We start from the raw sequence: 21,351 nt of genomic DNA on the forward strand, positions 1-21,351 counted from the left end.
TCAGGGAGTCGGACATCAAGAGAGCGGTAGCCTTTTTTAATATATCCTTTTCTAATTCAATGCGTTGGATTTGCTTTTTAAGTTCGCGGATTTCAATTTGTTCAGGCGTCATTGGTGAAGCCAATGGGGACTGGCCATTCCGTTCTTGCTTTAATTGAGTTACCCACTTACTTACAGTTGATTTACCAACCCCCATAGCTTTAGCTGCATCTTCTTGCGTGTAGCCTTGATCAACTACAAGCTGAGCTGTTTCTAATTTGATTGCAGCAGAATACGTTGCGCGTTTTAATTTCGTCATTTTTTCACCCAAATTTGTATGCTTATTAGCATAACATTTCTTTCTTAATGGGTGGCCAAATTAACTATGCCACTACAAGACTACGAAGTTGAGCCGGGGAAATGGGGTATAAGAGTTTTTTCTGAAGGTAACTTAATTAATTCATCTTATTTCATGGTAATAGATAGTGAATAAAGCGGCTATAACGCATATGAGCCTAACTCTATCAATAGGCACTAGTATCTTTTTTGACCGTTTTTATAAATTGACGGTCAATTCAAAATCAACTCTAATTCAATAAACAAATTCGTTTACTTCGTCTGTTGATGGGGCAGTTAAGCAAGTAGCTTACGGCAAACACATATAGGCGCGTTACGCAGTAATCGATTATTGCGAGCTCATCGCAGCCAGGTTTTTCCATATCCTTTTGGAGTCGCTGGGGTACTACGACTAAATGGATTTAGAAGGTAGAGCGAAGCAGGATGCCAGAGCCGAGACATTCATCGGTTAACCTCATCATGGCACTATTCAAGGCGCTGGTTTCATTATTGGTAAAAGCATGAGCAGTTGACCTTGCGCGGACAAACGAAAGTGAATGCACAATTATCCTGACACAGGGGGAGCACCACAGCATCTAACATGCACTTTTTATTAGTAGGAAGTGCAATGGGCGGTTCATCTCCCATACAAAATGTGTTTATTGTTTTCAAAAAATAATTATGGTGGGTGTCAATGTATTTCAATGTTGGCCAAAACTAGTCGATCGTTACATGGTTAGTGCCTTACTGATATGGGCCGCAAATCAGCAAAGCAAAATTTTTCATGGCATTACAATATAGGAATTAAACCTCAGAGGCTCTAGTTGCAAACCTCTGAGGTAGTTTATTAAGGGTTTACTGCCTCAGAGAAGCGTGACATTTCACTTACGTTGAGTGTACCTTGTTTACTATAGATGCCTACTTGGCGTTTATCTAAGTCATAAAGCCTAAAGGTTAGCGCTCTAAAATCATTGATATATGCGGTACCAAAGCCACTTTCTGGTTGTAAAAGAAGATCCACGGTTACCCCTTGTTGTAAATTGATAGGAACAGTAACTTGTGAGTCGATTCGACTTTCTGAAGTAGGTGCGGATTGCTCACCCAGTACCGCAGGTAATGCTGCTGCCCTGAATTCATCAGCTAGAAGGTAAGCTAAGCTGTTGTCTGAGCCATCGTCATTATGAAGATCAATAAACTGTATAAAGGCTGTTTTCCCTATGAACTCTTCAACATCCCAGGTTGCCCATTGCATTGTTAGTTTATTATTCTCATCGGGTTGTGTATTTTTACCAGATTGACTACGTACAACTTTACCGTCCACTATAAGCACAACTGCAGTTGCTTTAGGGTGGGCAAACTGATTTGAACCCCCACCTATCTTGAAATTAATATATTGCTGTGAGATTACAAATGACGGGCTATCCATTTTTCCTGTTGCTGAGTAACCTATCCACCCTAATGCAGTTCCATCTTCATCATAGCCATCTGCAAAGCTGGAAAAAACTCGTTCGCCAACGTTGTTGTTTACATCGGCCCCCCACCAACCTCCATCTAGTTTAGAGAAGTCTCCAGTTAGATTATTAAAACCGTGGGCTTGGAGGGTGTTATAACCGCCGCAGCAAAATTCAAAACCAGCTATATGCTGAGTCAGGTCTGCCTCTCGATTGAATAGAGGTTTGCCTTCTAGTTCAGGTGTGAGGGTGATGTTAGAGTTTGATTGAGTAAGTGAATCGCCGAAGTAAAAAGTAGCTGTTTCTGTGGCTGTGTTTATTTCTATATTAGCCGTTTGCGTAGTCTCTTCATAAGCGGGAAATATCAGACCAAATCGGTTGTCGGTATCTTCACTCGAAATACTAAAGTGAAGACGGTTGATTTTATTGTTACTACCTAGTAATACTTGATCACCTGGTGAGACTAATAGTGAATTATCATTATTGGTTTGTGCTGATTGGGTTTGTGCATTTTCATCTATTGGTGTTGCTAATGCGCTTAAGTATTGCTCAGGAATTGATACCGCTAGTTCTCCCGATTCTGTCATTGATACTTGATGAATTGCTAAGTCACCACCAAAATCAGCACTGCCTATATTTGAGCGGGTATTTTTATGGGCGACCCAACCAAACATCAGGGTTTGAGTAGGGGAGCTTGCAGTTCTTCCTGCGTAGTAAAATTCTCCATCTAGTGAAGGGTATCGACCAGGTACCCATGTGTCTTCATTCTTTACTAAATATTTTACATCGCGCTCATTATTATTTTGATCAGAGTAAATTATTGCTTGTCCGTTATTGAAGCTCACCCAATCAGGAACCTCAAAGTTAAGTGGTTTGTTTGCAGTATAAATCGGCTCTTGCGCTTCCCAAGTTTTGAGATCGCTCGAAGTATAAAGAGCAATAGCTGCATCTGCGTTATATCGACTAGTTAATAACATCCAATAGTTGTTGCTTTGTTTGTTATAAAAAACGTCAGGATCACGAAAGTCAAAGTCGCTATATGATCCTGTACCACTGAATGTGCTATTAACTTGTTTTTCCCATTTAGTCAGCGTGTTATCTGTTGCTTTTGCATGCATAACAGCTTCGACAGGAGAAAAATCGAGATTGTGTCCTGAGTAAAATAAATGAGCTACATTGTCTTTATCTTTAATAACACTACCAGATCCGGTCCATTGGTCTTGTGTTTGTGCATCTCCCGTCGCTTCTAGAACACGTTGTGGGAATGTACCATTAATTAGATCTGTGGTTCGGGTTAGATACCAATCATGAAATGCGGTATCAATTAAATAATAAATATAAAACTCACCGTTTAAAAATACAGGGTTAGGGTCAGCCATCGTTAATGGTAAAGGTATCGTGTGTTGATCCAGTTGGGTGACAATACTTTCACTCGACGGGTCAACGGCTGCATACTCTGATAATTTAAATTCATCAGCCATAATAAATGCAAGTGCAGTTTCGTCTGCAGTGTCATCCTGATCAATGATTTCAATAACAGCTGTTTCACCGATTAAGCTATTAACATCCCAAGTAAACCAATCGAGCTTATCTGATTGCCCGTTACCTGTGGCATGCCTGACAATTTTGCCATTTATTCGCAGGACAATTGCTGTCGCTTTTTCAGTATCAAATGGGTTTGTACCACCACCAATTAGAAAGTTTACATAGTCATGTGTAATCGTGAATGGGGGCGAAGAAAGTGTGCCGGTAGCTTCGTTACCAATCCAGCCTAATTGGCTCCCATCTGCTAAAAAACCATCGGCGCGGCTAGAAAAAACTCTCTCACCAACATGGTTTGTGATGTCTGCAGCCCACCAACCACCATCTAATTTGGCCATATCGCCAGTTGCTCTAAAGTCATGGTTTGCGTAGGTATTAAACTTACCGCAACAAAATTCAAAACCCGCAATATTTTGCTCAGCATTTGATACACGAGTGAATGCGGCTTGGCCAGTACTAGCAGGTGCGGTGGTTTTTTTTATTTTCTTTATCAACTTACTATTTTGACTAGGAACTTTGGCTGCACTGTCGGCTTGGCGAATTTCGTCGACTAATAAATATGGTAAGTCAGTATCTGAATTATCATCAGCATGATGGTCAATAAATTTAATTTGCCCTTCTTGAGAGCTAAACTCGCTGACATCCCATGTTTGCCAATCAACTTGCATTGCAGTATTGCTTCCACTTGCTTGACGAACTATCTTATTATCAACAACAAGTGCAATTGCGGTTGTATTTGCGTCTGTTATGCCATTATTGCCACCACCAATTAAAAAATTGATATAGTTTGATTGTATTGTAAATTTAGGACTTATCATCGAACCTGTAGCGGAAAAGCCTAGTTGCCCAAGTGCTTCACCTTCTAAATCAAAGCCATCCGCAAAGCTCGAAAATACGCGCTCACCTAAATGACCTGAAATATCTGCAGCCCAAAAACCACCATCAAATTTAGAAAAATCACCTGTTAATTTATCAAACCCATGAGCTTGAAAGGTGTTATTACCACCACAACAAAACTCAAAGCCAGATAGTACTTGCTCTGTATTTTCAGGGTTGTAAAATAATGGTTGACCTTCGCTTTCAGGGTTGGAAGTTATTGGAATGTCATCTGTATTTGGTTCATCATCACTGTCGCTTTCATCTTTATTAATAACGTCAGCAGCGGTTTGTCCTTCTTCTAGAATGATCAGTTTGTAATCATCTTCTTGTTGGTTTTTGTGATCACCAGAGCAGGCTGTCGTTAAAGATATAAGTAACGCGAGCCCCGTTTTTTTCCAGCAAAGTGCTATGTCTTGCTTTGTTTTCATGCTTATTCCTCCACAACTATTATTGTTGTGTTTGTGTGTGTTTAAGTTATTGAATATATTTATTAAAAACTTCATTTCCTTAACTTTTCTTATTGTTACAGAGTAATACTTTTAAAATAAACAACGTTGTCTTTTTTTAAGGTAGATGTTATCTTTATTTTTTGCAACATGTATTTTACACAATGGCTGTAATTGTGTATTTAAATACAACTTTTACTATTCGTGGCCATTTCTCCCTGATTTATCTAGAGGATATTGTTACGAATTTATAGTGTGAAAATTTATTTGGAAATGGTCTAAATAATAAAGGGAGCAACTCGGTGAGTATTGTAATAAGCAGCAAAAAGGCTGAAGAAATTAATTTAACATGTTTTGGAGAGGTACTGTGGGATTGCTTTGAGTCCGGTATGCGTTTAGGTGGTGCTCCTTTAAACATGTGCTTTCGTTTTAATTCACTAGGCCTAAAGGCACATATGATAAGTGCTGTTGGTAATGACAAATTAGGTGAAGCACTACTATCTGAGATTGAGCAAAAAGGGCTCTCTAAAGAGTTTATTTATGTTCATGAGTCTAAGCCAACGAGTGTGGTTGAAGTGAAGCTTGATCAGAGCGGATCGGCCAATTATCAGATTGTGCTTGATACTGCATGGGACAATATAAGTTTATCGCAACGAGTTATAGATAAGGTGAAAAGTGCAGATGTGTTTGTATTTGGTAGTTTAATTGCTCGAACAGAAAGCTCTATGAGTTCATTAGATCAACTTTTAGATTTGGCAAAATTTAAAGTGTTTGATGTAAATTTACGTGCACCTCACTATCAGTTAGAAAGTTTAATTAAGTTGATGAATAAAGCTGACTTTATCAAGCTCAATGATGAAGAGCTATATGAAATAGCAAAAGGAATGGGGTGTAAATACCATTCATTAGAGCAAAACTTAGCATTTATAGCAAAGCAAACCAACACAGAGTTTTTGTGCGTGACGAAAGGAAACCATGGTGCTTTATTATCGATTAAAGGTAAAAACTACTATAACTCAGGCTACCTGATCGATGTTGTGGATACTGTTGGTGCAGGGGATTCGTTTTTGGGGGCTTTAATTTATCAACTTTGCATTCAAAACGATCCGCAACAGGCGATTGATTTTGCTTGTGCTGCCGGAGCTATGGTTGCTCAGCAGTTAGGGGCAACACCAGATATAACGCATCAGCAAATCTTAGAATTTATCGAACCATGTTAGCGTAAAGCGTTAATTTTAAATTTTGATTATTTTAATAAATTTATTTGTTATTTATATTGAATAGATGTTTTTTAAATGTTAAAAAGACAACGTTGTTTTGTTTGTCTGGTTTACTAAAGCAACTTAAGAACGATAAAAAAAGTATTTTTTTACACACAAAAGACAACGTTGTTTAATTGAATGCTGAAATCAATATTAAAAAGTAAAATTAAAATGAGGACACACAATGCTCATATTTCACAAAACTAAACTAGCAGTAAGTGTTAGCACTATACTGCTAGGTTGTTCATTGCCATTAAGTCTTTTTGCCGCCGAGCAGCAAAAAAATGAAATTACTCCTAATGATGGTATTGAAGTTATTGAAGTTTCATATGGTTATGGAAGTGTTAAAAAACAAGATTTAACAGGCGCAGTGAGTACGGTTGACCTTGAAGATTTAGTAGACCAGCCTTCAGGCAATATAATGCAAAACTTGCAAGGGAGGGTGCCAGGTCTACAAATTACAACGAATGGTTCACCTGACTCTACTGCGACGGTACGAATACGTGGTCAAGGTTTAGGGCCTTTAGGAAATAACGATCCATTATATGTTATTGATGGCGTACCAACTAAATCTGGAATGCATGAACTTAATAGCCATGATATTGCTGATATACAGGTGCTAAGAGATGCGGCAGCTGCAAGTATTTTTGGTGCTCGCTCTGGTAATGGAGTCATAATTATCACAACCAAAAAAGGGAATGAAGGGCTGGATTTCAATTTTTCAGTTAATCAATCTCAAGATGCCTATAGTTATGACCTAAATCCGCTAAATACCAAACAACGTGGGCAGGTTGTATGGCAGGCTGCTGTTAACGATGGTTCAGATCCAAATGCAGCGAGCCCATTATATAGCTATGATTGGAATGGTGACTACAATAACCCACAGCTAAACTCAGTAATATTGCCCACGTATACCGATCCTCAACAAGTTCAGCGTCCTGCTGACACTAACTGGTTTGATGAGGTCACTCGTACAGCTAAGGTCACTGATCTTAACTTTTCAGTTTCAGGTGGTTCTGAGAACGCCTCTATTTATAGTTCATTAGGTTACTTTAATTCAGAAGGTGTTGTTGATGGTTCTGAATTTGAACGCATTAGTTTTAGGGTCAATTCTGATTACCAACTAACAGATAAATTAAAAATAGGTGAAAATTTCACTGTAACCAATCAAGAGTCAAACCTAATCAATGCTAGAGCTGGTGAAATATTGGGTTTGGCTATAGAGCAACAATCTATCGTTCCTGTGTACAACGAGGTAGGTGGCTGGGGAGGACCGGTTCCTGGCGTAACTGACCGAGATAACCCTGTCAGAATTATCGAAATGAACCGTGATAATGTTAGTAGGTTCAATAAATTAATGGGAAATATTTTTGTTGAATATGAAGCAATAGAGGACTTAACGTTAAAAAGCTCTATCGGTTTAGACTACGGGCAATATTACTTCAGAAACTATACCCGTGCTTTTCAAGCAGGCTCACTAAATTATGGTGATCAGCTGTCAGTGACAGAAAATTGGAATAGTAGTTTTAGCTGGACTAATACCGCCGAATATAAGCTTGATTTAAACGAAAATCATTTTACGTTTTTGCTCGGTACAGAACAAATAGATTATGAGTATGAAGGGTCTGTTGGTTTTGGTTCAGGTTTTGCGTCTGATGATCGTGATTATGCTCATTTATCACAAGCAACAGGTGATGTTCGTGTAGAAGGGGATGGTGATAAATGGTCTCTTAATTCTTATTTTGCGCGTATGGACTATAACTTTGATGACCGCTATTTAGCAGGCTTAACAATACGTCGTGATGGCTCATCTCGTTTTGGTAGTAATAATAGTTATGGAAATTTCCCAGCTATCTCTGCAGGTTGGGTGATCAGCAATGAATCATTCTATGATATTGAATTTTTATCTACCTTAAAGCTTCGTGCTAGTTGGGGCAAAACGGGTAATCAAGAGATACCTACCGATGCAACATACACAACGTATTTAAGTCGTTATGCAACACAGTCATTATTCACTGATCGGCAAGATGAAGGGACCGCTTATGATATAGGCGGTGCTAATGGCGGCACGCTTCCATCTGGGTTTGTAAAAGCACAAACAGGGAATGATGACCTAAAGTGGGAAACATCAACGCAAACAAACATTGGTCTTGATTTTGGTATGCGTTACGAAACCATATACGGCAGTATCGATTGGTTTGAAAAAACCACAGAAGATATTTTAACGTTAACCAATCCGCTTGCAACATTGGGCGAAGGTGCTCAGCAATGGGTTAATGGTGGCACAATTGAAAACTCTGGTTTTGAGTTTCTTATTGGATACGCCGACTATCTTACTTTTGATAGCTTAGATGGTGATATCGATGTCGATATTAGCTTTAACATTTCTTCGGCTAAAAATAAGGTTGTTTCGTTACCTGGAGACGTTGTGAATTCATTTGGTGGCAATGGTGTTGATAAAACGATTGTTGGTCATTCTATTAACTCTGTTTATGGTTATGTCGCCGATGGGTTATTCCAAAATCAAGATGAAATAGATGCTCACGCAGCGCAATCTGGGGCTGGTTTAGGTCGAGTTCGCTGGAAAGATTTAGACGGTAATGGCGTGATTGATGAAAACGATCAAAGCTTTTTCACCGATACTGATCCTGACTTTATGTATGGATTGAACATGAATTTCAAATACAAAAATTGGGATTTCAATATGTTCTGGCAAGGTGTTCAGGGAGGTGAGATACGTAATAGCTGGCGTGGGTTTACTGACTTTACATCATTAAATATAGGTTCTAACTACGGTGATCGCGTTCTTGATGCATGGTCAGTTAATAATACTGACAGTAATGTACCGGCATTAACTTTAATCGATAACAATGGTGAAGGCCGTCAATCAAGTTTGTTTTGGGAAGATGGCAGCTACCTCAAGCTTCGCAACTTATCTATCGGTTATACACCTGATGAACAGTGGTTAAATCAATACGGTATTAGTTCTGCACGAATTTATTTGCAGGGCAGTAACTTATTGACCATTACGCCATCGGGGACGCTAAGCCAAGATCCAGAAACTCCAAACGGCAACTTCCCAATTCCAAAACGTATCACGTTAGGCGTGAACCTTTCTTTTTGATTTATTAAAACGACAACGATACGAGCACATATTATGAATAAAATTAAAACACTATTTACAGCAGCTACACTCGCGCTTTCTTTAGCATCGTGTGGTGGTTCTGATCTTGATGTTGCACCTTCTGGGGTATTAACCGAAGAGCAAGTTTCTAACAGTGAAAATATAGATGCTTTGGTCATTGCTGCCTACTCATATCTAGGCAATGATCATTATACTGCCCCTAACTTTTTATGGCCGACAGGAAACTTACGTGCCGGAGACGCTCACAAAGGCGGTAATGGACCTGGTGATATCTTTGCTTATCATGCTTTGTCTCTATATCAACCAATAGTGCCTGATATGGAGTCTTTCCCGCCAGATTTGATTGATTTGAATAATAAGAAGTGGGTACGTAATTACACCGGTATTTCAAGAGCAAACTCAGCATTAGCGGTAATCGCAAATGCGCCAGATGCTATTGAAAACAGTGCTGCAAAACAATCCGAACTGCGGTTCATTCGCAGTATTTTCTACTTTGATTTAAAAATACATCATAAGCATATCCCGTGGATTGATGAAACAATGACTCAAGATCAAATTCTTAGCGCTACTAATCGTGAGCTGAGCGATCAGGAGCTATGGGATAAAATTGCCGCAGATTTTGAGTTTGCTGCAAACAATTTACCACAAACCCAAGAAGATGTAGGGCGCGCTTCAGCGTTATCAGCTAAGGCATATCTAGCTAAAACATTGCTCTACCAAGCGTATGAGCAGAATGAGCTACATCAAGTTATTAATATTAATAAAGATAAACTTGTAAAAGTAGTGGCCCTGGTTGATGAAATTGAAGAGGCCGGCGTCTATGGCTTATTTGATGATTACGCGAATAACTTTTTGTTTGAAAGTGAAAATGGTAAAGAATCAGTTTTTGCTATTCAGCGCTCTCTAAATGACGGCTCTCCAGATGGACGTGGTAGCTGGCCTAGTGCATTAAATGCGCCAATGGCTGGTGGTTTTGGCTGTTGTGGTTTTCATGTGCCAACAGAAAATTTTGTTAATGCGTTTAAAACAGACCAACAAGGTTTGCCATTATTCGACTCTTTTAACGACTTTAACTACGACATGACGACTGACTCAGTTGACCCTCGCTTAGATCACACAGTGGCAATGGAAGGTAAACCATTTAAGTATGATGACAACTTGATCCATGGCGGTGATAGTTGGGCACGCGCACCAGGTATATATGGCAACTTTACGGCAATGAAAGATCTTGAACACCCTGACTGTAGTTGTCGTGGTGAGAATGGCCCTTTTCCAATCTTTTCATTAAATACACCGCTTATCCGTTACGCTGATGTATTGCTTTGGAAAGCAGAAGCATTAATTGAGTTAGACAGATATGACGAAGCATTGCCAATCATTAACCGTATTCGTGAACGCGCTAAACACAGCACCGATAGATTGCATAACGCGAGTATTTATAACATTGGCTTATATGCAAGTTTTGGTTCTAAAGAGCTAGCAAGAGCAGCACTGCGCTTTGAGCGACGTTTAGAATTAGGGCTTGAAGGACATCGCTTTTTCGACTTAGTGCGTTGGGGAATAGCAAAAGAAACTATTGATAGTTACTTAGCAATTGAAGCTGTACGCAAACCTTATTTGGTCGATGCTATTTTCACTAAAGGTAAGCATGAGTATTTACCTATTCCAAACCAGCAAATTATTTTAAGTGGTGGGTCGTACACACAAAACCCAGGTTATTAATAGTGGTGGGTTTCGGCCCACCTTTTAAGCTTTAAGTTTTAAGAGTGATTATGAAAAAAATTATTTACTGGTCAGTCACTGTTGCAGTTGCTGGTTTTTTATTCGGCTTTGATACTGCTGTTATATCCGGTGCGGATAAACCTATTCAAGCATTATGGAATACGAGCTCGTTATTTCATGGCTTATTTATTATGTCTTCAGCTTTGTGGGGAACTCTACTTGGTGCCTTAACTGGTAATTATCCATGCGATAAGTGGGGTAGAAAACCCACATTGATTTTAGTCGGTGTGTTGTTTTTAGTTTCGGCGCTTGGCTCCGCCATGGCACCTGACGCATATAGCTTCGCCTTACTACGGTTTATTGGTGGCGTGGGAGTGGGTATTTCTTCAATTGTTGTACCTGCTTATATCTCTGAGATTGCACCTGCTAAGTACCGTGGGCGTTTGGTCGCGCTTTATCAGTTTCAAATTGTATTTGGTATTTTAGTTGCGTTTGTTTCTAATTTTTTGATTGCAGGAACATCTGCAATTGACTGGCGTTTAATGTTAGGTGTGGAGGCAATACCGGCCTTAGCTTATTTATTAATGATCATTAAGGCACCTGAAAGCCCACGTTGGTTAGTGCAAAAGAAAAACGAAAAAGCTAAAGCGCGTTCAATCTTAGTTACTTTAGGTGAACAAAACCCAGACCAAGTATTAAATGACATAGAACGCGACAAGTTACAAAACAGTCAATCAAAGCTATTTGGTGGTAGTTACAATAAGGCGGCTTTATTTGCATTTTTATTTGCCGCATTTAATCAATTATCTGGCATTAACTTTATTATTTATTATGCACCGCGCGTATTTGAACTTGCAGGATTGGATGTAAATCAATCCTTACTTTCAGGCGCTGGAATTGGCGTGGTTAACTTATGTTTTACCATGCTGGGTTTATCGTTGATTGATAAATTTGGCCGACGTTCGCTGATGTATATCGGCTCAATTGGCTACGTTATTTCCCTCTCTGTCGTGGCGTGGGCATTTAGTACTGACTCTGGAGGCTTAACGGTTGTAGCGTTTGTATTTGTGTTTATTGCCGCTCATGCCATTGGCCAAGGTACCGTTATTTGGGTCTTCATTGCAGAAATATTCCCGAACAAAGTACGTTCAAAAGGGCAGTCTTTAGGCTCCGGTACGCATTGGTTTTTTGCCGCAGCAATCACTTTACTTATGCCATTTTTCTTAGAACGTTTTAGTGCCACTGAAGTATTCACTTTCTTTACTTTAATGATGTTAGGGCAATTGATTTTTGTTGTGTGGTTTATGCCAGAAACAAAGGGATGTTCTTTAGAAGCAATTTCATTAGATACCAATAATAAGCATGGAGCATTAGATGCGAACCGTTAATTTAGTTTTAATTTCATCATTTTTGGCAGCATGTAGCATGACAAACCCAACTGAACAAACAGCCCTTAAGGGGACAGATAAACCGAGCAAAGAGGCGTTTCGACCTGTTTTTCATTTTACTCCTGAAAAGCATTGGATGAACGATCCTAATGGTATGGTTTACTACCAAGGCGAATATCATCTGTTTTACCAGCATAATCCTGATTCATCTGTATGGGGACCAATGCATTGGGGACATGCAATTAGTAAAGATATGGTTAATTGGCAGCATCAAGAAATTAAGTTGTTTCCTGATGAGCACGGTACTATCTTCTCTGGCAGTGCGGTAGTTGATTGGCAAAATAGCAGCGGCTTTGGCAGTAAAGATAACCCACCATTAGTGGCTATATTTACCTATCATGATGATAAAAAGGCGGCACAGGGAGCGATTGATTTTCAAACGCAAGGTATAGCATATAGCACCGATAAAGGCCGTACATGGATAAAATACGCTAATAATCCGGTATTAAAAAATCCTGGGATCCGTGACTTTCGTGACCCCAAAGTAAGTTGGCATGAAGATACCCAGCAATGGGTTATGGTATTAGCTCAAGATGATCATATTGGCTTTTACAGCTCAAAAGATTTAAAAACATGGCAATTTGAAAGTAACTTCGGCGCTGATTGGGGCAGTCACGCAGGTGTATGGGAGTGTCCAGATCTTATTCGCGTGCGTATTGAAGGCACCGGCGAATATAAATATGTTCTATTAGTGAGTATTAATCCTGGCGCGCCAAATGGCGGTTCTGGTACACAATATTTTGTTGGCGATTTTGACGGTGAAGAATTTGTGTTGGATAGCGATTATCAAAAAATGCTTACAACAACACCTGCCGTTTTCCCTCAAGGGCTTGATTTTTCTAACTTCAAAAATGGCTTAAAAAATTGGCAAGTATCGGGTGAAGCATTTCATATAGTAAATGATCAACCTACAAATACCATTGCCAGTTCTTTTAAAGGCTCGGATGAGGCAATTGGTACCTTAACTTCAAAATCATTTGCGATTAATCATGATTTCATTAACTTCAAAATTGCAGGTGGAAAGCATCACAACAGTACCGCAATACAGTTGTTAGTTAATGGCGAGATTGTTAAAACCGCAAGCGGAAATAATACCGGTACTATGACAGAGCGTTCTTGGAACGTGAGTCAATTAAAAGGCCAGCAAGCTTATATTAAAGTGGTCGATAATGAACGAGGTGATTGGGGGCATATAAAAATCGCTGATATCGTATTTTCTGATAATGCAGCAAATGAAAGATATGAACCTTCAATATGGTTAGACTACGGCACAGATAATTATGCAGGTGTCACTTTTTCTGATGTCAAAGACGGTAGACACTTATTTATGGGGTGGATGAGTAACTGGCAATACGCAAACCAAGTACCCACTGAAGTATGGCGCAGTGCAATGACGATTCCTAGAGAATTAACCTTATTGCAAACAGCAAATGGCGTGCGTTTGGCCTCTCAGCCTATTAGAGAACTCGATAGTTTATTGAGTAACACACAACAAAAGGCAAGCCTAACTGGCGCAAATAGCTACCAGTTAGATGAGCTGTTTACTATCGAACCTGGGCAATTTAAGGTGAGCTTTAGTTTATCAAACGCTGAGCAAGTTACTGATATCGTGCTTAGCTCTGATACAGGTGAATACACTAAGCTGCAGTTAAACCCAGCTCAAGGGCAACTTGTACTTGATCGCAGACAATCAGGTTTAAAAGACTTTGAAGATGGTTTTGCATCTTTACAAACAGCCCCATTACAAAAGGGCCTTGAGTATTACGATGTTGAGATATGGGTAGATAAAGCGTCGGTAGAAGTGTTTGTAAATAAAGGGGTTAGCTCTATGACCTCGATTGTTTTTCCAACCTCTCCTTACAATAAAATACAAGTAAGTGCTGAGCAGCCTTTGTCGCTTAGTGACGTTAAGTTAAATAATATAGCAATAGAAAAATAACTTCCAAAATGACTCTATATTATTATAGAGTCATTAATCTTTCTCCAAGGCTATGCGATATATGAGTAGCAACTATCGACTCTTAAGTGTCATTTTGTTTGTTTATTTTATGGCATGGTCTTTTTCTTTTTCATTATTTCCTATTTGGCTTAGTCAAGAAGTAGGCCTCAATAGTGCTAAAGTCGGGATTATCTTTAGTATTAATTCCATCATGGCTTTACTCGTGATGCCTTGCTACGGCATCTTGCAAGATAAGCTTGGTTTACAAAAAACACTGCTTTACTTCATTGCATTTTTCATCATGTTGATTGGCCCGTTTGTTAGTTATGTATACGCGCCACTACTACAAACGCAGTTTTATCTGGCTGCTATTTTAGGCGGTGCCGTTTTTTCATGTGCATTTTTAGCTGGAGTAGGGACGCTTGAAAGTTATATTGATAAACAAAGTCGCTCGACGAACTTTGAATTTGGTAAAGCTCGAATGTGGGGGTCACTAGGTTGGGCCATGGCAAGCTACTTTGCCGGTTTATCGTTTAATTTATCCCCTAGTTTAAATTATTGGTTATCAAGCATTGCGGCGGTTTGCTTAATAGGTTTTTTAGCCTTTGTTAAGGTCGCACAAAATCAGAGTGAAATAGCGCCTTCTCGAACTTTTACTCCTGTAAAACAGCTTAAAGCCTTTTTTAAAATCGCAGGACTGTGGCGGTTAAGTGTGTATGTGATCGGTGTTAGTTGTATTTATGCGGTATTTGATCAGCAATTTGCTATTTATTACACCTCTTTTTTTGACACCCCAGAGCAAGGTCGAGAAATTTTTGGCTATTTAACTTCAGCGCAAGTTATCCTTGAAGCGGTTATTTTGTATTTAGCTGTAAAATGGGTGAATTATTTGGGCGTTAAAAATTCGTTGCTGTTAAGTGGTGTATTGATGGCGATACGAATATATTGCTCGGGGGTTGTTAGTGATCCTATCAGCATTAGTTTATTGAAATTGTTACACGCAATTGAATTACCGCTGATGCTAATTGCGTTATTTAAATATATCAATATGCATTTTGACGCTCGCTATTCAGCGATGATCTATATTATTGGCTTTCAATTCACTACGCAATTGGTGGCATCAATGTTAGCCGTCGGGGTAGGCGTTGTATATGATCATGTAGGCTTTGCGTTAGCCTATCAATATTTGGGTTTGGTTATCTGTGTGTTTATCGTATTATCGTTTTTTGCATTAAAAACAGATGTTATTAAAACGAATTGCGAGCAATCAATTTAAACGGTAAGTGGTGGTGAACAATATCAGTGCGCTGCTCTATGAGGTATTCCATTGCCCAACGTCCCATCGCATGATGTGGTAGTGCCATGGTGGTTAAATTTGGTTGTAATAATTGTGGAATACTGCCCCAATCATCAAAACTTGCAATACCAATGTCCTTACCAACGATCATTCCTTTATCATGCACAACAAAATAAATTTCCAGCGCCATGGGATCTTGACCACAAATAATAGCATCAGGTTTAAACTCGTCTATCACTCGCGCCGCAGATTCTCTCGAGGTAGAAATATCACTACCATCGGCTTGACAAAAAATAACCGATTCAATGAGTAAATCATCGAGCGGTAAGCCGTGCTTTTTAAATGAATTTATAACGCCTTGTTTGCGACCTTTGGCAGCAATTATATGCTCATTTAAGTTTAAGAAAGCAATTCGGCGATAGCCTTTACGTATTAATGCATCGGTAATATCTTCACCGGCTTGTTGCTCATCAGGTACTACGCAAGGAAAGTTATTTGAAGCAGGGAAGCAGTTAGCTAAAATAGTTGGGATTTTTTTTAGTTCATCAGCGATTACAACTTGGCGATGATACATTGCTGAATATATAACGCCCTCTACGCGATACTCTAAAAGGCTTTCGATAGCTCTGTCTATACTCGCTTGGGTTTCGTTAACATTGAGGATCAATAGTTCTTTATTTTTCTGCCAAGCAATTTCTTGGGCACCACGAATAATATCGAAAGTATAAGGAACACTAAGCAGTTCATCAGCAATAATTGCGTAAATGTTTGATTTTTTACGTCGCGTTAAGCTTGCCGCACGATTAGGGCGATAATCTAATTCTTTTATTGCTTTAAGAACCTTCTCGCGGTTAATCTTTTTGACTGTTGGATCATTATTGACCACTCGCGATACTGTTTTGAATGAAACACCTGCGTGGACAGCCACTTGCTTAATTGTAACCATACTAGAATAAGACCCTCTCTGAATAAAAAGAGTATAACAGCAGATAGTACTTTATTTATATGTTTTTGTTAAGGTTTGAGCTATCGCCATTATTTAAAAATAGACTTATTCATAGGCTTACTTTTAAGTTATTAGAGTAAATTATACTCTCAATATAATAGCTTAAAACATTAGTTCACCCGGTTATAGATTGAGCAGTAATAGTTATTTTATTTTTATGTCACTCTATGGTTGTATTTTATGTCAGTGAATGATTGCAGATTATTTGTAAGTTACTCATATATCTAACCTGTGTATGTCACGCTTTGTTTGCAGCGACAACTTTTGTCGCTGAAATCATACTTTGCTTGCAGCGACAGAACTTATCCATGTAAGAATCGTTATATTGGGTTTGATCATAGGATCTAGCCTTTTGAATCTAGGATCTTATTACATTTTCATGTTAGAATTTCCGCAATTTTTTGGCATAGCAAAGTAGCACAGTAATGATCTTAGATGATATTCGCATTGTTTTAGTTAACACGTCACATTCCGGCAATATTGGTTCGGCGGCTCGCGCCATGAAAACCATGGGTTTATCAAAACTTTATTTAGTTGATCCTGCTTGCGAAATAGACAGCCAAGCAAGTGCATTAGCTGCAGGCGCAACTGATGTTTTAGGCAATGCAGTTATTGTAGGTACTGTTGAAGAAGCTATCGCTGACTGTACATTAACGATTGGCACAAGTGCGCGTTCTCGTACGCTTTCGTGGCCAATGGTTGAACCACGTGAATGTGGTGAAAAGCTCGTTGCTGAAGCCGTAAATGGTCCTGTAGCGCTAGTATTTGGTCGTGAAAACAGTGGTTTAACTAATGAAGAATTACAGCTTTGTAATTACCATGTATGTATTCCTGCTAATCCAGAGTACAGCTCGCTTAATTTAGCTATGGCCGTACAAACACTTAGCTACGAAACTCGCATGGCATTTTTAAATCAACAACCTAAAAAGGTTGAAGAAGACGATGCAGTTTACCCAAGCTCAAAGCAAACTGAGCTGTTTTATGATCACCTTGAAGACACGTTGTTTAAAACAGGTTTTATCATCAAGCAACACCCTGGTTTAGTTATGACTAAATTACGCCGTTTGTTTAACCGAGCTCACCCTGAAGATGCTGAAATGAATATTTTACGCGGTATTCTCACCTCAATTAATAAGGCTATCCCTAAGTAACTTAGGTATAGCTATTAGTTATAAAAGACCTAGACTAATTAACGCGCTAATACTTGACTAAATTACTCAGGTAATTACAATGGCTGTAATACTTGACCAAAGAGGTCAAGTATTGAAAATTTGTTAACTCTACAATTTAAAAGTAAGAGTTTCTAAATCAAATTTTTATCAAGTGATAATACTTGACTAATTTACTCTGGTAATTAAAATTTGCACTCTTTTGTGCAGGGGGCGTTATGAAGTTAACATCAAAAGGCAGATATGCCGTTACAGCTATGCTGGATGTTGCACTACACACAGGTGTAGGTCCTGTAGCCCTTGCTGATATTTCACAAAGACAAGAAATTTCTTTGTCTTACCTTGAACAATTATTTGCTCGTTTACGTAAAAATGGCCTAGTAAGTTCTGTTCGTGGACCTGGTGGTGGTTATTTACTAGGGCGTGAAGCGAGCGTTATCTCTGTTGGCGATATTATTAGCGCCGTAGACGAATCGGTCGATGCAACACGTTGCCAAGGTGCCGATACCGGCTGTCAGAGTGGTATGCGTTGTTTAACACATAATTTGTGGTCAGACTTAAGCGCACGCATAGAAGAATTTTTGAATAATATTACCCTTGCTGAATTGGTGGAAAAATCAGATGTGAAAGAAATAGCATCGCGCCAAGATAACAGTATTAATAATGCAATTAAGCAGTTGGAAAACATTCAAGTAAGCTGTCAACTTTAAGGTTGACCTGCAGCGGAGAGAGAAATGAAGTTACCGATTTATTTAGATTACGCAGCGACCACGCCTGTTGACGAACGTGTTGCTAAAGAAATGATGCAATGCCTGACAATGGACGGTAAGTTTGGTAATCCTGCGTCACGCTCACACCGTTTTGGTTGGCAAGCAGAAGAAGCTGTTGACCAAGCACGTACAGATATTGCTGATTTAATTAATGCAGACCCACGTGAAATTGTTTTCACATCGGGTGCAACAGAATCAAATAACCTTGCTATCAAAGGTGCAGCACAGTTTTACAAGAAAAAAGGTAAGCACGTTATTACCGCTAAAACTGAGCATAAAGCTGTAATCGACACATGTCGTGAGCTTGAGCGCCAAGGTTTTGAAGTAACTTACATGGACGTTGAAGAAAACGGCCTACTTGATTTACAAAAACTTGCCGACACAATGCGTGACGACACAGTACTTGTAAGCATCATGCACGTTAATAACGAGCTAGGTGTAATTCAAGATATCGCGACTATTGGCGAAATGTGTCGCGAACGTAAAATTATGTTCCACGTAGATGCCGCGCAAAGCGCGGGTAAAGTATTAATCGACGTGCAACAGCTTAAAGTTGATTTTATGTCGTTCTCTGCACATAAAGTGTATGGCCCTAAAGGTGTTGGCGCACTTTACGTTCGTCGTAAACCACGTGCTCGCCTTGAAGCGCAAATGCACGGTGGCGGACATGAACGCGGTATGCGTTCTGGTACACTAGCTACTCACCAATTAGTGGGTATGGGTACAGCGTTTAAAATTGCTAAGCAAGATTTCGAAAAAGATCACGCACACATCAGCGCCTTACGTAATCGTTTAATCGACGGCATTATGGCTGATATGGACGAAGTATACTTTAACGGCACGCAAGACCAATCAGTACCTGGCATTGTAAACATCAGCTTTAACTTTGTTGAAGGTGAGTCGTTACTTATGGCAGTAAAAGACATTGCAGTATCGTCAGGTTCAGCCTGTACATCTGCAAGCTTAGAGCCTTCTTATGTATTACGTGCACTTGGCCGTAACGACGAATTAGCACATAGCTCAATTCGTTTTAGTATTGGTCGCTTTACTACCGAAGAAGAGATTGATTACACCGTCGAATTAATGAAAAACTCTATCGGTCGCCTACGTGAGATGTCTCCACTTTGGGAGATGCATCAAGAAGGTATTGATTTAGATTCAGTTGAATGGGCTCACCACTAATAGTGTGAGCACATACCCTAGCAGGTAATGAGGATAGAATAATGGCTTATAGTGATAAAGTAATCGACCACGTAGAAAACCCACGTAACGTAGGTACTCTAGATAAGAATGATCCGTCAGTGGCAACGGGTATGGTAGGCGCACCAGCATGTGGTGACGTAATGAAATTGCAAATTAAAGTATCTGCCGAAGGCGTTATTGAAGATGCAAAATTCAAAACCTACGGTTGTGGTAGCGCAATTGCTTCATCTTCACTTGTAACAGAGTGGGTTAAAGGCAAAACGCTAGACGAAGCAGCGACAATTAAAAACACTGATATCAGTGCAGAGCTTGAATTACCACCAGTGAAAATTCACTGTTCAATTTTAGCCGAAGACGCAATTCAAGCAGCAATTGCAGACTACAAAAGCAAACAAGCGAAGTAAGAAGAGAAACTCATGGCAGTGACATTGACAGATGCGGCAGCAAACCGCGTACAATCATTTTTAGCAAACCGCGGTAAAGGTTTAGGCCTGCGCGTTGGCATTAAAACGACGGGCTGTTCAGGTCTTGCTTATGTACTTGAGTTTGTTGACGATTTAAACGAAGACGATGAAACTTTTGCGGCTAAAGGTGTCACATTAATTGTTGACGCTAAAAGCTTAGTTTACATCGATGGCACAGAGCTCGACTACACTAAAGAAGGCTTAAATGAAGGGTTTAAATTTAGAAACCCTAATCAAGCAGATGAGTGTGGTTGTGGCGAAAGCTTTACCGTTTAAGCTTAAAATATCTTTGTAGTATAAATAAGCCCTGCCAGTTAATGTAGGGCTTTGTTATTTCTGAATATTATTGGTTGAAGTTATGCGTTACTTTGAATTATTTGCAGTCCCCGTTGATTACAATATTGATTTAGCAACGGTTAACAAGCACTACTTGGAATTACAGCGTACTGTACATCCAGATCGCCACGCTAATGCGAGCAGCCGCGATAAGTTAATGGCAGTGCAAAGCGCCGCCGAAATTAACGATGCGCTACAAACATTAAAGCACCCAGTAAAACGTGCTGAATATATGTTGAGCGAGCTAGGCGTTGATATTCGTGCAGAGCAGCAAACCTTGCAAGATCCAATGTTTTTAATGCAGCAAATGGAACTTCGCGAAGAGCTTGAAGAGCTAACATCATCAAGCGATCCTGATACTGCGATTGCAAATTTTGAAAAACAAATTAAGCAACTAAACGCGCAGTACAGTGCACAACTTGCCGAGCAACTAGCAAGTAACGATGAGCAGCAATATCAACTTGCCGCAGATAATATTCGTAAACTGAAGTTTGTTTATAAGTTGCGTGACGAACTAGAGCGCATTGAAGACAGTTTATTTGACGATTAATTACTTGCTGCAAAGCGAGCAACACGAGTTTAAAGAGCATTATGGCATTATTGCAAATTGCTGAGCCGGGGCAGAGCGCGGCACCACACGAACATAAACTAGCTATTGGTATTGACCTTGGTACAACCAATTCATTAGTTGCAACAGTACAAAGTGGCGAAGCCCGCACGTTAACTGATGATCTTGGCGCGGCTATGTTACCGTCGGNATTACTGTTGGCGCAGAGGCTGCACAAGCAGCAACGCAAGATCCTGCTAATACACTTATTTCGGTTAAGCGTTTTTTAGGCAAAACTCAGGCTGAAATAGAGCAAAGTTATGGCCAATTACCGTATGAGTTTTGTGAAGACAATGGTGCGCTAGCAATAGAAACTGCGGCTGGCAAAATCAGCCCAATTAAAGCATCAA

Annotated in this window: 14 protein-coding genes and 2 pseudogenes; 13 read left to right on the forward strand and 3 right to left on the reverse strand. The window is 39.6% G+C overall.

The features are described 5' to 3' along the window. Positions 1 to 298 (reverse strand): annotated as a pseudogene (locus tag L654_RS0119020) (transposase); the annotation flags it as partial. An 864-nt stretch (positions 299 to 1,162) separates the two neighbouring features. Then, entirely contained in the window at positions 1,163 to 4,615 is a 3,453-nt protein-coding gene (locus L654_RS0119025; RefSeq protein ID WP_024608785.1) for a hypothetical protein, read from the reverse strand. A 320-nt stretch (positions 4,616 to 4,935) separates the two neighbouring features. On the opposite strand from L654_RS0119025, the gene L654_RS0119030 reads away from it, so the two are divergent. The 6 genes from L654_RS0119030 (at position 4,936) to L654_RS0119055 (ending at position 15,425) form a co-directional block, all read left to right on the forward strand. Next, complete coding sequence (locus L654_RS0119030) at positions 4,936 to 5,853, forward strand: carbohydrate kinase (RefSeq protein WP_024608786.1); 918 nt, start codon at positions 4,936 to 4,938, stop codon at positions 5,851 to 5,853. Positions 5,854 to 6,079: 226 nt separating this feature from the next. Next, positions 6,080 to 9,019: a SusC/RagA family TonB-linked outer membrane protein gene (locus tag L654_RS0119035; protein ID WP_024608787.1), complete on the forward strand. Its 2,940-nt coding sequence runs from the start codon at positions 6,080 to 6,082 to the stop codon at positions 9,017 to 9,019. A 33-nt stretch (positions 9,020 to 9,052) separates the two neighbouring features. Further along, positions 9,053 to 10,762, forward strand: coding sequence for a RagB/SusD family nutrient uptake outer membrane protein (locus L654_RS0119040; RefSeq protein ID WP_024608788.1), 1,710 nt, complete (start codon positions 9,053 to 9,055; stop codon positions 10,760 to 10,762). 50 nt (positions 10,763 to 10,812) lie between these two features. Then, complete coding sequence (locus tag L654_RS0119045) at positions 10,813 to 12,150, forward strand: sugar porter family MFS transporter (RefSeq protein ID WP_002958419.1); 1,338 nt, start codon at positions 10,813 to 10,815, stop codon at positions 12,148 to 12,150. Further along, positions 12,137 to 14,149: a glycoside hydrolase family 32 protein gene (locus tag L654_RS0119050; protein ID WP_024608789.1), complete on the forward strand. Its 2,013-nt coding sequence runs from the start codon at positions 12,137 to 12,139 to the stop codon at positions 14,147 to 14,149. The genes L654_RS0119045 and L654_RS0119050 overlap by 14 nt, the downstream gene beginning before the upstream one ends. A 61-nt stretch (positions 14,150 to 14,210) precedes the next feature. Further along, positions 14,211 to 15,425, forward strand: a complete 1,215-nt coding sequence (locus tag L654_RS0119055; RefSeq protein ID WP_080671247.1) for an oligosaccharide MFS transporter — start codon at positions 14,211 to 14,213, stop codon at positions 15,423 to 15,425. Here L654_RS0119055 and L654_RS0119060 read toward each other — a convergent pair. Next, on the reverse strand, positions 15,397 to 16,392 hold the full coding sequence (locus L654_RS0119060) for a LacI family DNA-binding transcriptional regulator (protein ID WP_024608791.1): 996 nt from the start codon (positions 16,390 to 16,392) through the stop codon (positions 15,397 to 15,399). The two genes, L654_RS0119055 and L654_RS0119060, sit on opposite strands and share 29 nt — an antisense overlap. A 485-nt stretch (positions 16,393 to 16,877) precedes the next feature. On the opposite strand from L654_RS0119060, the gene trmJ reads away from it, so the two are divergent. The 7 genes and pseudogenes from trmJ to L654_RS0119095 form a co-directional block, all read left to right on the forward strand. Continuing rightward, positions 16,878 to 17,603 carry a tRNA (cytosine(32)/uridine(32)-2'-O)-methyltransferase TrmJ gene (trmJ, locus tag L654_RS0119065; RefSeq protein ID WP_024589846.1) on the forward strand — a complete coding sequence of 242 codons (726 nt, stop codon included), beginning with the start codon at positions 16,878 to 16,880 and terminating at the stop codon, positions 17,601 to 17,603. A 236-nt stretch (positions 17,604 to 17,839) separates the two neighbouring features. Beyond that, a complete protein-coding gene (iscR, locus tag L654_RS0119070) occupies positions 17,840 to 18,331 on the forward strand; it encodes a Fe-S cluster assembly transcriptional regulator IscR (RefSeq protein WP_007586371.1) in 492 nt (163 codons plus the stop codon). A gap of 24 nt (positions 18,332 to 18,355) precedes the next feature. After that, the gene (locus L654_RS0119075; RefSeq protein ID WP_002958425.1) at positions 18,356 to 19,573 is read left to right on the forward strand and encodes an IscS subfamily cysteine desulfurase; all 1,218 of its coding nucleotides are present in this window, start codon (positions 18,356 to 18,358) and stop codon (positions 19,571 to 19,573) included. Positions 19,574 to 19,614: 41 nt separating this feature from the next. Continuing rightward, positions 19,615 to 19,998, forward strand: coding sequence for a Fe-S cluster assembly scaffold IscU (iscU, locus tag L654_RS0119080; RefSeq protein ID WP_007377675.1), 384 nt, complete (start codon positions 19,615 to 19,617; stop codon positions 19,996 to 19,998). A gap of 12 nt (positions 19,999 to 20,010) precedes the next feature. Continuing rightward, the gene (iscA, locus tag L654_RS0119085; RefSeq protein WP_007377674.1) at positions 20,011 to 20,334 is read left to right on the forward strand and encodes an iron-sulfur cluster assembly protein IscA; all 324 of its coding nucleotides are present in this window, start codon (positions 20,011 to 20,013) and stop codon (positions 20,332 to 20,334) included. An 82-nt stretch (positions 20,335 to 20,416) separates the two neighbouring features. Further along, a complete protein-coding gene (hscB, locus tag L654_RS0119090; RefSeq protein WP_024608792.1) occupies positions 20,417 to 20,944 on the forward strand; it encodes a co-chaperone HscB in 528 nt (175 codons plus the stop codon). Between the two features lie 41 nt (positions 20,945 to 20,985). Continuing rightward, a pseudogene (locus L654_RS0119095) lies at positions 20,986 to 21,351 on the forward strand (Hsp70 family protein); the annotation flags it as partial.

The organism is Pseudoalteromonas sp. TAB23, assembly GCF_000498075.1.
Lineage (GTDB): Bacteria > Pseudomonadota > Gammaproteobacteria > Enterobacterales > Alteromonadaceae > Pseudoalteromonas > Pseudoalteromonas arctica.